Origin of the sequence: Acinetobacter sp. AOR12_HL, from assembly GCF_027855275.1 — a bacterium.
Lineage (GTDB): Bacteria > Pseudomonadota > Gammaproteobacteria > Pseudomonadales > Moraxellaceae > Acinetobacter > Acinetobacter baumannii.
In genome coordinates this window covers 52,135-65,822 of record NZ_JAKTIJ010000025.1, presented here as the reverse complement: position 1 = coordinate 65,822, position 13,688 = coordinate 52,135, and the positions used below count along the sequence as shown (strand labels likewise).

14 protein-coding genes are annotated in these 13,688 nt (G+C 41.4%); 2 read left to right on the top strand and 12 right to left on the bottom strand.

Going from position 1 to position 13,688, the window contains the following annotated elements; translation table 11 throughout:
- Window positions 1-62 precede the first annotated feature (62 nt).
- On the bottom strand, window positions 63-1,277 hold the full coding sequence (pobA, locus tag MKL36_RS12955) for a 4-hydroxybenzoate 3-monooxygenase (protein ID WP_021510309.1): 1,215 nt from the start codon (window positions 1,275-1,277) through the stop codon (window positions 63-65).
- Between the two features lie 141 nt (window positions 1,278-1,418).
- Here pobA and pobR point away from each other — a divergent pair, with 141 nt between their 5' ends.
- Window positions 1,419-2,234 (top strand): IclR family transcriptional regulator PobR, encoded by an 816-nt coding sequence (gene pobR / locus MKL36_RS12950; protein ID WP_001139492.1) that lies wholly within the window; start codon window positions 1,419-1,421, stop codon window positions 2,232-2,234.
- A 56-nt stretch (window positions 2,235-2,290) separates the two neighbouring features.
- Here pobR and MKL36_RS12945 read toward each other — a convergent pair whose 3' ends face one another.
- Window positions 2,291-2,887, bottom strand: coding sequence for an NAD(P)H-dependent oxidoreductase (locus MKL36_RS12945; RefSeq protein WP_001062882.1), 597 nt, complete (start codon window positions 2,885-2,887; stop codon window positions 2,291-2,293).
- Between the two features lie 98 nt (window positions 2,888-2,985).
- Between MKL36_RS12945 and MKL36_RS12940 the strand changes: the two genes are divergently transcribed.
- Entirely contained in the window at window positions 2,986-3,897 is a 912-nt protein-coding gene (locus MKL36_RS12940; RefSeq protein WP_021510308.1) for a LysR family transcriptional regulator, read from the top strand.
- A gap of 58 nt (window positions 3,898-3,955) precedes the next feature.
- On the opposite strand, the gene MKL36_RS12935 is transcribed toward MKL36_RS12940, so the two are convergent.
- The 10 genes from MKL36_RS12935 to MKL36_RS12890 all read right to left on the bottom strand — a co-directional run bounded on the left by MKL36_RS12935 (window position 3,956) and on the right by MKL36_RS12890 (window position 13,684).
- Complete coding sequence (locus MKL36_RS12935; RefSeq protein ID WP_021510307.1) at window positions 3,956-4,339, bottom strand: carboxymuconolactone decarboxylase family protein; 384 nt, start codon at window positions 4,337-4,339, stop codon at window positions 3,956-3,958.
- Window positions 4,336-5,793 (bottom strand): NAD-dependent succinate-semialdehyde dehydrogenase, encoded by a 1,458-nt coding sequence (locus tag MKL36_RS12930; protein WP_021510306.1) that lies wholly within the window; start codon window positions 5,791-5,793, stop codon window positions 4,336-4,338. The genes MKL36_RS12935 and MKL36_RS12930 overlap by 4 nt, the downstream gene beginning before the upstream one ends.
- Before the next feature lie 138 nt (window positions 5,794-5,931).
- Complete coding sequence (locus MKL36_RS12925) at window positions 5,932-7,101, bottom strand: hypothetical protein (RefSeq protein ID WP_021510305.1); 1,170 nt, start codon at window positions 7,099-7,101, stop codon at window positions 5,932-5,934.
- A 25-nt stretch (window positions 7,102-7,126) separates the two neighbouring features.
- A complete protein-coding gene (locus MKL36_RS12920; protein WP_000081159.1) occupies window positions 7,127-8,533 on the bottom strand; it encodes a purine-cytosine permease family protein in 1,407 nt (468 codons plus the stop codon).
- A 38-nt stretch (window positions 8,534-8,571) separates the two neighbouring features.
- Window positions 8,572-8,715 (bottom strand): hypothetical protein, encoded by a 144-nt coding sequence (locus tag MKL36_RS12915; RefSeq protein ID WP_000934372.1) that lies wholly within the window; start codon window positions 8,713-8,715, stop codon window positions 8,572-8,574.
- Window positions 8,716-8,837: 122 nt separating this feature from the next.
- On the bottom strand, window positions 8,838-10,307 hold the full coding sequence (gene tgnC / locus MKL36_RS12910) for a (Z)-2-((N-methylformamido)methylene)-5-hydroxybutyrolactone dehydrogenase (RefSeq protein ID WP_000123061.1): 1,470 nt from the start codon (window positions 10,305-10,307) through the stop codon (window positions 8,838-8,840).
- Window positions 10,308-10,318: 11 nt separating this feature from the next.
- Complete coding sequence (gene tgnB, locus MKL36_RS12905; protein ID WP_021510304.1) at window positions 10,319-11,356, bottom strand: flavin-dependent trigonelline monooxygenase oxygenase component; 1,038 nt, start codon at window positions 11,354-11,356, stop codon at window positions 10,319-10,321.
- A 2-nt stretch (window positions 11,357-11,358) separates the two neighbouring features.
- Window positions 11,359-12,291 carry a flavin-dependent trigonelline monooxygenase reductase component gene (gene tgnA, locus MKL36_RS12900; protein WP_001293249.1) on the bottom strand — a complete coding sequence of 311 codons (933 nt, stop codon included), beginning with the start codon at window positions 12,289-12,291 and terminating at the stop codon, window positions 11,359-11,361.
- A gap of 30 nt (window positions 12,292-12,321) precedes the next feature.
- On the bottom strand, window positions 12,322-13,113 hold the full coding sequence (locus MKL36_RS12895) for an alpha/beta fold hydrolase (protein ID WP_000987212.1): 792 nt from the start codon (window positions 13,111-13,113) through the stop codon (window positions 12,322-12,324).
- Window positions 13,082-13,684 (bottom strand): amino acid synthesis family protein, encoded by a 603-nt coding sequence (locus tag MKL36_RS12890; protein ID WP_000420415.1) that lies wholly within the window; start codon window positions 13,682-13,684, stop codon window positions 13,082-13,084. Before MKL36_RS12890 ends, MKL36_RS12895 begins: the two co-directional genes overlap by 32 nt.
- Window positions 13,685-13,688: the final 4 nt, after the last annotated feature.

Sequence of the window (13,688 nt, the reverse complement as noted above, 5' to 3'; positions counted from 1 at the left end):
GCCCACTTAAATTTTTCTATAAAAAAGAGCATTTTCATGCCCTTTTTATTTTTACTTAGTCTTTAGCTTGCGTGCTTAAAACTATCAATTTGCTTAATTTCATAAGGCAATCCGACATAGTTTTCAGCTAAGGTTGTTTTACCTGCAATCGAGCCAAGTACATAACTCAACTCGGCTTGTTTAATCTTATGGTCAAACTCACTTTCAGTTTCAAAACGATGCAATAAATGAGTCATCCACCAAGAAAAACGCTCTGCTTTCCATACGCGTTGTAGGCATTTCTCTGAGTATTCATTTATACCTTGCTCGGAACCTTCGACATAATATTCAACAAGCGCACTTGATAAATAAGCAATATCAGATGCAGCGAGATTTAAGCCTTTTGCTCCAGTCGGTGGAACAATATGCGCAGCATCACCTGCTAAAAATAGTTTTCCGAAACGCATTGGCTCGGTCACAAAGCTACGTAACGGCGCGATACTTTTTTCAATAGAAGGTCCTGTCACTAGCTTTTCGCGGCTTTCAGGATCTAGGCGGTTTTTTAACTCATCCCAAAACTTTTCATCCGACCAGTCTTCGACGTGATCTGTTAAAGGGACTTGTAAATAATAACGGCTACGTGTTTCTGAGCGCATACTACATAAAGCAAATCCCCGCTCTGACTGTACGTAAATGAGTTCATCAGCTACAGGTGGCACATCGGCCAACACCCCTAACCAGCCAAACGGATAAACTTTTTCAAAGGTCTTAATTTTATCTTCAGGCACACTGGCACGGCAGACACCATGATAGCCATCACAACCTGCTATAAAGTCACACTGAATTTGAAAGGCTTTACCTTGGTACTCAAACTCAACTTTTGGTGCAGTGTAGAAATCTTTCACTTGTACATTGTGAGCTTCATAATATGAAGTGAGCTGCTCTGCTTCACGCGCAGCCATTAAATCTTTAGTGACTTCGGTCTGACCATATACAGTCACTTGTTTACCACCTGTGAGTGCAGCCAAATCAACTCGATGCAATTCACCATTGGTTAAGATTTCGATGCCTGAATGCGGTAATCCTTTTTCTTTTAAGTTTTGGTCAACGCCTGCTTGTTTTAGTAAGTCGACTGAAACTTGCTCTAAAATTCCTGCGCGAATCCGTGAAGCCACATATTCAGCACTACGTTGCTCAACAATAATATGATCAATTCCAGCTTTATATAGAAGTTGCCCAAGCAATAACCCTGCTGGTCCAGAACCAATAATTGCAACCTGTGTCTTTAAAATATCCATAACTTCATCCTTGTTTCATCCTGACTTTTAAATTACTGGCTTTAAGTTTTGTTCACTATGTATTCAAGACGAAAATAACCGTTTATCATTTAGTTTGTCCGAATAGCGGACAGAAACAACCAAAATAACAGGAATGAAAGGATGCCTTCTCTCGATGCTTTTCTAGAGCACCCGAACTCGCATGAGAAAATTCGTCAAGATGACTACATTGCAGGATTAGCAAAAGGCTTGGCTTTATTGGAAGCTTTTGGAACAGATCGCCAGCGGCTTAATGTCACTCAAGTGGCAGAACGAACAGGTATTAGTCGTACAGCGGCAAGGCGTTACCTAAAAACTTTAAAATACTTAGGCTATTTAGAAACCGATGAACATTACTTTTGGCTCACTCATCGCGTGCTGCGCTTTTCGAGTTCTTATCTAAGCTCTGCCCACCTGCCTAAAGTTGCTCAATCATTTTTAAATCTTTTGTGCGCGCAGACGTCGCTGACTTTTTCGATTGTGGTGTTAGACGATAACGAAGTGGTGCCGATTGCCCGTAGTTATTTACCACAGCAAGATAATTTGCGCGTTAGCCCTTATGGCATGCATTTAGGAAACCGTCTCCCTGCCCATGCCACTTCCACGGGTAAAGTATTGCTGGCAGCACTACCTGAAGAAGCCCAACATACGTGGGTAAAAAATTACGGTTTAAAACGCTTAACGCCTTTTACCATAGTAGATGAGTCAAAGTTTTTTGAAGTGCTTAAGGGTATTTCGTTATCGGATTATTGTCTTTCTAAAGAAGAACATGAACTTGGTGTAATTGCGATTGCCGTGCCCGTTTTTAATGCACAAGGTCAAGCAGTGGCAGCACTTAACTGCATGTCTCAAACCAACCGCATACAAGAAGATTATTTGGTTCAGCAAATTTTGCCATTGCTACGCAACACGGCAAATGAACTTAGAAATGTAATTTAAATAGACTTAGAAACTCTTGTCATCAATTAGAGGTACAAGAGTTTTAACTCATAATTTTAAATAGCGAATTCTTTAACTTGCTGGCTTGCCAAATCTAAAGCATTGCTGCGATAGGCCTGCATGTCTAAGCCTTCTGCATAGATAAAATCGACGTCATGAATGCCCATTAGCCCTAACACTGCTTTGAGATAAGGCGTGACTGCCTCAGTTTCTTGGCCGACATGAATACCACCCCGACTACTTACCACCACCGCTTTTACGCCTTCAACCAAACCTTGAGGATAAGTTTCGGTGTAGCGGAATGTTTGTCTTGCTCGTGCCACCAAATCAAACCAGTTTTTAAGTTGAGTCGGGACATTTAAGTTGTACATGGGTGCGCCAATGACCAATAAATCAGCGCTTTTTAATTCAGCAATTAATTCATCAGACAAAGCAACGATTCGTTGAATGTCTTGATTTACATTTTCAGCCCCACGAAGCGCCTGAAAGATTTCTAAATCTAATACAGGCAAGTTCATTTCAGCTAAATTGCGTATGGTAATGTCATCTTGCAAACCTTGGTCTTTACGGTGTTCAAGCATTACATCGATTAGACGATTGGTTTGTGAACCCTCACCCATAATGCTGGATTTTAATACCAATATTTTAGCCATGACTGTCTCCACGTTTTTGATGAAGCCATATTAACTCCACAATAAATTCAACAGTGATGATATTATTTCTTTATATTGGTTCCTTTTAGGCAACAATCATGCAACATGAGCTAAGTGCAATTTCTATATTTGTGACTGTGGCTGAAGCTGGAAGTTTTGTTAAAGCTGCCGAGCAATTGCATTTAACTCGCTCAGCTATAAGTAAAAATATTGCTCGGCTGGAAGAACAGCTTGGTGTGGCTCTATTTAAAAGAACAACACGTTCACTGAGCATGACTGACGAAGGCGCTTTGTTTTATGAACATAGCCGTCGAGCGTTAAGTGAAATACAAAATGCGGCGGCTTTATTAGACCAAGGCAAAATTAACGCAACAGGCCGATTAAGAATGTCTGTGCCAGTTCTGTTCGGGCAACTTTTTGCTGCCCCGCTCATGGTTAAATTTGCTCAGCACCATTCGGACTTACAGTTAGAAATTTCATTTAATGACCGAAATGTAGACTTGATCGAAGAAGGTTTTGATTTATGTATAAGAATCGGGGCATTGCCTGACACCACTCAGCTCGTTGCCAAACCGATTGGTGAGCATCGAATGCTACTTTGTGCCTCACCTGACTATTTAAATAAAACAGGTCCTTTAGAACATATTGAAGACTTAGAGCATCACGCCACGATTGCCGATCCGCATTTTGGTCAAATGCAGAAATGGCGACTTCAAAAGGAAAATGACGAGCCTTTATTTATTAAACCGAAAGCAAAACTTCTTTTAAATGATCTACAAGCTATTAAAAATGCAGCGCTTGCTGGAGCTGGTATCGCTTGGCTACCCGACTGGCTCAGTCAAAATGAATTACAGGACGGTAAGCTGGTACAAGTGTTAGACACCATGTCTAGCATTGCTTTTCCGATTCATTTGGTATGGCCTACACTGCCTTTTATGCCACTAAAAACCCGCCTTGCAATTGATTATTTGGCGCAGCATTTACCCTCTAAACTTAACAAACAAGCTTAAAATAAATAAGGCCTCGTCCACTTGAACAAGGCCTTTTTTAATTATTTAAAGGCAACGTTTATTGCTCAGATTCAAATTCTTTAATTGCCTCTTTAGCAATTCGAAAGCTATCTACAGCAGCAGGGACGCCACAGTAAATTGCAACCTGCAAAAGCACTTCACGAATTTTCTCTTTAGGTACACCATTTCGAAGTGCACCTTTAACATGTAGTTTTAATTCATGCGGACGATTTAAAGCTGAGATCATTGCCAAGTTAATTAAACTGCGCTCAGGCTTACTTAACTCTTCACGCCCCCAAACAGCTCCCCAGCAATATTCAGTGACTAATTCTTGAAGAGGAAGGCTAAATTCATCGGCATTGTTGATTGAATTATTTACATATTCTTCACCAAGAACTTGTTTGCGGATTGCTAAACCCTTTTCAAATTTTTCATTACTCATATATTCAATCCTCCAAACAAGGTGTATTTAATTTCCAGATAATCTTCAATACCGTATTTAGAACCTTCACGCCCCAAACCAGACTGTTTAATTCCACCAAAAGGCGCAACTTCATTTGAAATAAGGCCTTTATTAATTCCGACCATGCCATACTCAAGCTGTTCACTCATTCGCCAAGCACGGCCTAAATCTTTGGTATAACAATATGCGGCTAAACCAAATTCAGTTGCATTTGCCATTTCAACTGCTTGTTGCTCGGTTTCAAATTTAAATACAGCTGCTAGCGGACCAAACGTTTCTTGGGTTGCCACATCCATATCAGCGGTAACATCTGCAATTAGTGTCGGTTCAAAAAATAATTCACCCGCAGTATGCCTTTTACCACCAATCACAAGACGACCATTTTTATCTAATGCATCTTGAATATGAGCTTCAACTTTTTTCACCGCATTGGCATTAATTAATGGCCCAATGTCATGCCCAGCTTCTAATCCATTACCAATATTAAAGTTTTGGATTTTTTGGCTTAAGGCAGCAATAAATTTTTCATAAATACCCGCCTGCACTAAGAATCGATTGACGCAGACACAGGTTTGCCCTGCATTTCTAAATTTGGCGATGAGTGCTCCCTCAATTGCTGCATCTAAATCGGCATCATCAAATACAATAAACGGCGCATTACCACCCAACTCTAATGAAACTTTTTTTAAGGTTTTTGCTGAACGCTCAAGCAACATTTTGCCAACTGGTGTTGAACCCGTAAAAGTAAATTTGCGTACGACATCACTTTCAAAAATTGCATCACCAATATGAACTGCATCACCTGTAATCACACTAAAAATTTCAGCAGGCACGCCCGCTTGCACAGCTAAGTCCACTAAGGCCAAAGCAGTAAAAGGCGTTTCTGGTGCTGGTTTTACAATACAAGGACAACCTGCCGCCAAGGCTGGAGCAACCTTACGCGTAATCATAGCAGCGGGAAAATTCCACGGCGTAATAGCTGCAATGACGCCAATAGGCTGTTTATTTACAACAATACGAGCATCTGGATATGGGCTTGGAATAATATCTCCATACACTCGTTTTGCTTCTTCGGCAAACCATTCAATAAAACTGGCAGCATATAAAATTTCACCCTTGGCTTCAGCTAAGGGCTTTCCTTGCTCACTCGTTAAAATAAAAGCCAATTCATCTGCATTTGAAATGATTAAATCGAACCATTTTTTTAAAATAATTGATCGATCTTTTGCTGTTTTATTTTTCCATAGCGGCCAAGCTTCTTTGGCAGCTTCAATGGCACGCTCGGCTTCAGCCTTGCCCATATTTGGGACAGTACCAATAACCTCTAATGTCGCTGGATTTAAAATTTCGGATGTTTGTTGATGGTCTGCATCGCACCACTTTCCAGCAACAAAAGCTTGCTGACGAAATAAAGCGAGTTCATTAAGCTGCATGATCATTATCCTGTTGAGATCTTCTGCATTGATAGTCGAGCGATACATAAATTAAATAGCTCACCATCAACTTTGTATTATGGCATACCAAAAATTAATTTAAAAAAATTTTCGGTATGCCCGAATGTTTAAATGTCTTTAGAAATAATAAAACAGCGTTAAGTTAAGCAACTTATTCCACTGGTTATCATCCCCTTTTGCCAATGAATCTTGAGTCCCACCAATGAATGGGTCATTTTTACTCATGATGTATTCAGCCACCAAAGATAGCTGTTTATGGTCAATAGACACACCAATAATATTACGAATCGAATCTTTCATACTGTCCTGATCTTTATCGTAATGGCTGTACATAAAGTACGGCGTAATGTTTCCGATTTGCTTAACATTTTTGAAAGAATAACCAACATCTGCTGTATAGAATGTTCCTTTGTTAGCTACATAATATTCGGTGTCGTAGGACCCCATGAGTGACTGATTAGGATTAAGCTGATCCTGATTAGTTACATCATTTTTACCGCCAGTAAGGGTCACATTTAAATTGCCATAATTGGCTTTACCAAAAAGTGCCCATGCATGACGGCGCCCATCACTCGAAGCAGTTTTATTTTCAATATCGGATGTCCAATAGGAGCCACCCAGCTGTGTGGTTAAACCATTAATTCCAAGATTTATATCTTGAGTCACTCGGCCTACCCACATGTTCTTTTCTTGCAAATCGGTTTTATTCGGATCGTCTGAACTCACATAATTTGCAGTGTAGCGACCTGAATCTTGGGTAGAACCTGTGTAGTTCCCACCATCTACCGCAAAATACCCCACATCAAACTTGGTTGCTGTCGGCAATTCAAAATGATAATTCAAACCAAGATTATGAACATCTTCTAAACCTGCGGTTGTGCTCATACTTCCATATAGGCTATTACCCCAAAAACGTCCCGGTCCAAATGGAATCGGCTGAACACCTGCCACCACCTGATCTGTTTTATTTAATTTGTACCCTACATAACCATCAATTAAGGTTGAAAAATCACATAGATGGTCATATTGATAACAACGATATTCCGCATGACCAAATAACGGTCCACGCTCGTAGTCCAGTTTTAACTGCGCAGCATCAAAACGAATTTTTTGATCAGAAGCAGACTCTCCATAGTGTTTATCTTGATAGTTAGCGCGAACATAGCCTGATACGGTGAGCTTGCCGTATTCACCATCGCTATTTCCAAAACTTACACCTGCGTAACTCGGATAGATTACAGCCATCAATGCTGTGCTTAGAGCCACTTGTAAATAGCTTTTTTTCATTGTCGGATTCCTTTCACTACAATGCTTATTGAGGTAATTTTGCGTTTAATGCAGGTGCAGAACATTTAATCTTTCCTAGATTAAAGACGTAATACACCACCAGACTCACCACCAAACCAATGACCCATGAAATATCCGCATCCGGAATTACATCAGCCAATGCACCTGTGAAAAACGCATTTTTTAAGAACGGAATTTGTACCGCAATCCCAATGAAATAAGCCGTAAGCGCTTTTGCATTAAATTTGCCGTAAATACCACCATCACGTGCAAAGATGGATTGAATGTCATAAGACTTTTTATTTACCACATAGAAATCTAGTAAATTAATAGACACCCATGGCACCAAAATAAATAACAGAGCAAAAATCACATTCAAGAAGAAACTAATAAAGTTACTTGATGCCCAAAGCGCCGTTAAAGTCGCTAGAACTAACACAATGATTGATAACACGACTCGGATATTTCGGCTTGGCATCCACTGCCCTGCAAAAGTCTGAATAGAGGTAATACACGACAGAACCGCGCCGTATAGGTTCATGGCATTGTGACCAATGATATTGCATAAGAACAAAATCATAAGAACATAACCGAACAGTCCAGTACCTGACTTTACTGCTTCCATGGCATCTGCCGTTGAGCCAATACTGACCGCAATCGTCCCAAATGCCATCGCAAAAATTGTTCCTAACGATGCGCCTAAATAGGTAAAGATAAATGGCTTATAAATACCAATCGACTTCGGCAAATATCGTGAATAGTCTGAGGTATAAGGCGAGAAACTAATTTGCCATACCGCACACAAACCAAACATGGCAAACCAGCCTTTCATATTGAAAGAGCCTTTAGCGAGTACATCTGCATTAATATGCGGCACCATAATCATGAGGCCAATGAGCAACGAACCACCCATAAACCAAGTTCCGATTTTATTGAACTTATGAATAAAGTGGTAACCGATCACGCCTATTGTGGTTGCTGCAATCGCACCAATCACGGTCGCAGTCGGCACAGGAATAGCAGGAACAACGGTATGAAGGGTTTTGCCTGACAAAATAATGTTAGAGATGAAAAAACCTAAATAAATGAGGGTGGTAAACAGTACTACCAGCAATGCCCCATAACGCCCGAACTGTGCGCGGCTCTGAATCATTTGAGGAATGCCGACCTGTGGGCCTTGTGCAGAGGTTAAAGCTAAAATCGCTGCGCCAAAAAAATGTCCGCAGCAGATCGCAAGCAATGCACTTACAATATTGAGGTTAAAGGTTAAAATTGACATTGCACCCGTAATCACGGCAAGCGGTGCAATATTGGTACAAAACCATAATGTGAATAGATCGCGAACTTTCCCATTACGTTCAGAGGGAGCAACATAATCAATAGAATGACTTTCGATAGCGAAAGCATTATTGCTATTTTCGTTTTGGCTCATATCCTTAATCTCTCTTTGAGGAATTCATTTCCTCAACATCAAAAAATCTGCCCAGCCAAAGTCATTTCAATATGACTCGGCTTCATCTTTTTATTTCCTTTTACAAACAGCTCATACCTCTGTTTGTGTTGTTTTAGCCAAGAAAAAGGTAAAGCCAGTCCAATCAATACTTGATTAAGCATCGATACATCTAGTTTTACGTTTTCAACTATTTAAAGCTTTAGGCGATTGCTAAGTTTGACTGATTCATTTTTTCATCCTTGAAATTAAAATCCCGTTATATTTTCATACCTCAAGTCATGACTTATCTCATGACAAATGGGTCATCAATTGGCTCATCTGAGGTACGTAACCAAACTGTTTTGGTGGTGGTGTAATCTAGAACTGCATTTGCGCCACCTTCCCTCCCATGTCCCGAAAGCCCATGTCCACCAAAAGGCGCAAGTGGAGAAACCGCTCGGTAAGTGTTTAACCAAACAATTCCCGACCCAATGACTTTTGTCATACGGTGCGCACGGCTTAAATTGGTGGTAAAAACGCCTGCTGCCAGCCCGTAAGGCGTACTATTGGCTTTTTGCACAGCTTCCGCTTCATCTTTGAAACTATCTACCGATAACACCGGACCAAATAGTTCTGTGGTAATGCAATCTGCTTGAGGTGCATCGGTACAATCTAAAATGGTCGGTGGATAGTAATAACCTGCTCGCTCAAGGCTTTTACCGCCAGTAAGAAGTTTTGCCCCTTGCTGGATTGAACTTGCAACGACTTGCTCGATTTTTTGACGTTGGCGTAAAGTACAAAGTGGTCCAAACTCGGTTGCCATTTCATGAGGTAAACCAATTTTTATAGTTTGTACGCGCTCAACTAAACGTTGAACAAATTCATCTTTAATGCTTTCTTCAACCAGTAAGCGTGAACCTGCTACACAACTTTGCCCAGTAGCAGCAAAAATAGCAGCGACCTGAGCATTTACCGCACTTTGAATATCTGCATCAGCAAATACAATAAATGGTGATTTGCCACCTAATTCGAGTGAAACTTTTGCAAGATTTTCAGCCGAGTTACGCACAATGTGCCGTGCCGTTTCTGGACCACCTGTAAACGCAACATGGGCAACATCAGGATGACTACTCAACACGGCGCCACATTCAGGCCCGAAACCGGTAATCACATTGACCACTCCAGCCGGAAAACCCGCTTCATGGACCAATTTAGCAAAAGCCAATAATGGTCCAGGGCCGTCTTCAGAGGCTTTTAACACGACGGTACAACCTGCCGCTAAAGCTGGACCAACCTTTACTGCCGATAAAAATAACTGACTGTTCCAAGGAACAATTGCAGCAACCACGCCTACTGGTTCACGAACAATCCATGCTTGCATGTCTGCCTTATCAATCGGTAGAAAACTACCCTCTAATTTGTCGGCAATACCTGCATAGTAGCGATAATATTCAGCGACATAGGCAATCTGGCTCGATGTTTCACGAATAATTTTGCCCGTATCACTGGTTTCAATTTGGGCAAGTTGCGGTGCAGCTTTTTCAATTAAATCAGCCAACTTATAGAGCAATTTACCGCGCTGGGAGGCCGTTAAACCTGCCCACTCCGGTGCTTTTAATGCCTGAGATGCCGCTTGAACTGCTCGGTTGACTTCATCGGTTCGAGCTTCCGGCATGTGTGCCCAAACTTCACCTGTTGCAGGATTAATACTTTCAAATGTCGCTGCACCAGATTCAAACTGACCATTAATATAAAGCTGAAAATCTGCTGTCATGATATTCGCCTCTATGCAAATGCCGGCATAACTTCATTGATCATACGTTCTAATGAGGCTTTTTTACGTTCAAAGCTCATGCCCGTATCAATCCAGAAAGAATATTCGTTATAGCCCATTGCTTCATAAGCTTTTAAGCGGTCAATGACTTCTTGGGCTTGTCCAATCACGTTATTTTTGCGCATCGCCTCAGGTGTATAAAAAGGATGTGCAGCAATTTCTTCAGCACTTAAAGGTGCGATTAAACCTTGATGAATTTCACGCTCATTTTTAAACCAAGCGCCGAAATAGTTATAGAAGGTATTGATTTCATCTGCTGCCAGTTGAGCATCTTCTTCACTATCTGCCACATAGGTATGGCGGAGCAACATAATTTCCGGACGCGGTACATCACTGAACTTTTCACAAGCTGCATTGAAATGTCCCATGAGTTTTTCAACTTCTTCGTCACCTAAATGTAAAGGCGTTACCTGTACATTACAGCCATTTTGCACAGCAAATTCGTGGCTATTTGGATCACGGGCAGCAACCCAAATTGGTGGATGCGGTTGTTGAAGCGGTTGAGGCGCCGAAGTCGTTTTTGGAAACTGCCAAAATTCCCCGTTATGCTCATAATCGCCTTTCCAAAGGTTTTTAATTGCGGGAATCATTTCACGTAAACGCTGACCTGCACTCCATGCATCCATGCCCGAAACCATACGTTCATATTCAAACGAATAAGCACCACGAGCAATACCAATATCTAAACGGCCATTGGTAATAATGTCGGTCATTGCAGCTTCACCTGCAAGTTTAATCGGATGCCAGAATGGCGCTACCACCGTGCCTGTACCTAAACGAACATTTTTGGTTTTATTCGCTAAATCGACCAGATTTAAAAATGGGTTTGGTGCAATGGTAAAGTTCATGGCGTGGTGCTCACCTGTCCAAACCGCATGCATACCGCCGCGGTCTGCAATCTGACAAAGCTCAATCATTTCATCATAAAGCTGCTTCTGAGTTTGCTGATCAGAAACACGTTCCATATGCACGAATAATGAAAAACGCATGATTAAACTTCCTCTTTAACGATTTGACGAACTGTACCTGTTGTCTGATTTCCGTAATAAACACCATAAGTTTTCAAATGGTTTTCTTTGCGATAGCGCATCAGCATACTTTCTAAAGCGCTGTCTACAAACTCAAGTTTCTCAAGATCATTTAAATCGACAAACTGACCTTTAGTGGCTTGAGCTACAGGTGTGTTGCATAAAAATGAAATATATTGCTGCTGGTTTTCAACGTTTTCATATACAGAGTAAATGAAGTTGGCAGAAGCATCTGGCTGATATTGTGCAAAGATTTTCTCGAGCGCTTTATCTGCACCGTCTTTATCTACCATGACATGCGGAATAGTCCATTTATGATCGGCAGTTTCTTCAAGCAAAATGGTATTTTCATGTCCGATAATGGCACTCATCACCACTTTAGGGCCAGAGATCACCTCGGCAGAAAGTTTGGCTGGTGTGAAATATCCACCACGATAATAACCAAGTCCTGCAAAACCGGTCGAAGCAAAATCTTCAACTTTACCAATTAAAATGGCATGGTCACCTGCATCGACAACTTGGTAGGTTGTACAGTCAAACCATGCACTGACATGATCGATCAGCGGGTTCTGGCAAGCGCTTTTTGACCATGAAATATTTGCAAAACGATCTTCGCTTGGACGAGCAAAGGTATTTGAAACATCCTTTTGCTCTTCTGCCAAAATGTTAATTGCAAAATGAGTGGTATTTGCAAAGTTATGATAATTGCTTGATGTCTTGGCAATACTCACTAGAAGTAAAGCTGGGTCCAAAGACACCGAAGCAAAAGAGTTCGCTGTAAAGCCAAGTGGCGTTCCATCTTCTTTACAGGTTGTGACCACCGTAACGCCTGTCATAAATGACCCGAAGGCATCACGAAGTTCACGCATTTTATTAATAGTATCCATTTCACTCATTGTTATATTCCTTCAGCAATGTGTGGCAAATTAAACGCTGGTTTCCAACCACGCTTGCATTGCATTATTCACTTTGTCAGGTGCAGTTAAGTTCACCATGTGACGTTCATTTTCAATGACAATTGCAGTGCCATGCTTTGCCTGTTTTGCCATTTGTATTGCCATTTCTGCAGTTGAGTTCGGATCATCCGTACCGGTCAACACCAAAGCAGGACAAGTGATCTTTGACCAGTCATCTGCATAGGTTTCATCGCCTTGTGCAAACGCAGAATACGCAGTGGTATAACCAGATAAGTCAACATTTTCGAGCCAAGTTTTCACTTTGGCAGCTGCTATACGCTCGACTTCACTTTCACCAAACCAGCGTTGTAGCGGAGTTTCAACATCAATACGGCCTGTTTTTAACTCTTCAGCTCTTTGGATGACTGCATGACGTGCCTGTGGTGTCCGTTTATACACACCATTGAGTACAGCCATCCGTTTAACTAAATCAGGACGGGTAACACTGACGCCTGTGGTAATTAGCGAGCCCATTGAATGCCCTGCTAAATTTACCGGGCCTAAATTTAAGGCTGTAATAAATTCGATGGTCCATTCAACAAAATCTTGTAATTTTGCGTCTGCCGGTAATTTGGTGCTTTGACCATGTCCCGGCATATCTACTGAAATCACATGATAATGTTTAGAAAAATATTCAATTTGTGGATACCATGCCGCAGCTTGCATTCCCACTCCATGGATCAGAACCAGAGGCTCTCCTTCGCCTTGCTCAAAATAGTGAGCAATACGGTTATTTGACAGCTGCAGGGTTTTTGACATCATGACCTAACTCTTCCAAATCTTTATAACGATCACCAATACGATGATGTGGTCGACCACCTGTTGCTGCACCAATCACAACAACCAGTTCATCGGCAGCAGGTGCATCTGGAATTGCAAATTGCAATGTTAAGTAATGAGAACGGCGGCCTTCGTCATTTTTATCCATCATTGGAATTAAAATCGGCGCATTTGCTGGGCCACGGGTATTGTTAAATGCCAAATAAGATTTCGCACCGACAGCGCTACGGTAAGTATTACCAAAATGTAAGGTATGAATTAAAGCTGATGCATGCTCAAGTTCACCATTTAAGCCCACCACTGCACTTTTACCAAAAGCTTCAACGGCTTCGCCCGAACCGACTTCATCAAGAATAAGCTTGGTTAAGTGCTCACTTAAGATCGGCGCAATGCGACGAATTTCCGGTGTTAGGTTTTCTACATAACCTTGCCCTGCCCACGGATTTTTAATCACCGCTGCTGCTGCCACCATTTTTAAAGGCTTGGCTGCTTCTTTGCCGCCATCTACATAAGTGGTTTCTACATGAAGCACAGTTTTACGTATGAGTTCCATTGCT

Excerpts from the sequence above, each read along its gene's own strand:
- pobA (WP_021510309.1), bottom strand. The coding sequence starts at position 1,277 with ATGGATATTTTAAAGACACAGGTTGCAATTATTGGTTCTGGACCAGCA.
- pobR (WP_001139492.1), top strand. The coding sequence starts at position 1,419 with ATGCCTTCTCTCGATGCTTTTCTAGAGCACCCGAACTCGCATGAGAAA.
- MKL36_RS12945 (WP_001062882.1), bottom strand. The coding sequence starts at position 2,887 with ATGGCTAAAATATTGGTATTAAAATCCAGCATTATGGGTGAGGGTTCA.
- MKL36_RS12940 (WP_021510308.1), top strand. The coding sequence starts at position 2,986 with ATGCAACATGAGCTAAGTGCAATTTCTATATTTGTGACTGTGGCTGAA.
- MKL36_RS12935 (WP_021510307.1), bottom strand. The coding sequence starts at position 4,339 with ATGAGTAATGAAAAATTTGAAAAGGGTTTAGCAATCCGCAAACAAGTT.
- MKL36_RS12930 (WP_021510306.1), bottom strand. The coding sequence starts at position 5,793 with ATGCAGCTTAATGAACTCGCTTTATTTCGTCAGCAAGCTTTTGTTGCT.
- MKL36_RS12925 (WP_021510305.1), bottom strand. The coding sequence starts at position 7,101 with ATGAAAAAAAGCTATTTACAAGTGGCTCTAAGCACAGCATTGATGGCT.
- MKL36_RS12920 (WP_000081159.1), bottom strand. The coding sequence starts at position 8,533 with ATGAGCCAAAACGAAAATAGCAATAATGCTTTCGCTATCGAAAGTCAT.
- MKL36_RS12915 (WP_000934372.1), bottom strand. The coding sequence starts at position 8,715 with ATGCTTAATCAAGTATTGATTGGACTGGCTTTACCTTTTTCTTGGCTA.
- tgnC (WP_000123061.1), bottom strand. The coding sequence starts at position 10,307 with ATGACAGCAGATTTTCAGCTTTATATTAATGGTCAGTTTGAATCTGGT.
- tgnB (WP_021510304.1), bottom strand. The coding sequence starts at position 11,356 with ATGCGTTTTTCATTATTCGTGCATATGGAACGTGTTTCTGATCAGCAA.
- tgnA (WP_001293249.1), bottom strand. The coding sequence starts at position 12,291 with ATGAGTGAAATGGATACTATTAATAAAATGCGTGAACTTCGTGATGCC.
- MKL36_RS12895 (WP_000987212.1), bottom strand. The coding sequence starts at position 13,113 with ATGATGTCAAAAACCCTGCAGCTGTCAAATAACCGTATTGCTCACTAT.
- MKL36_RS12890 (WP_000420415.1), bottom strand. The coding sequence starts at position 13,684 with ATGGAACTCATACGTAAAACTGTGCTTCATGTAGAAACCACTTATGTA.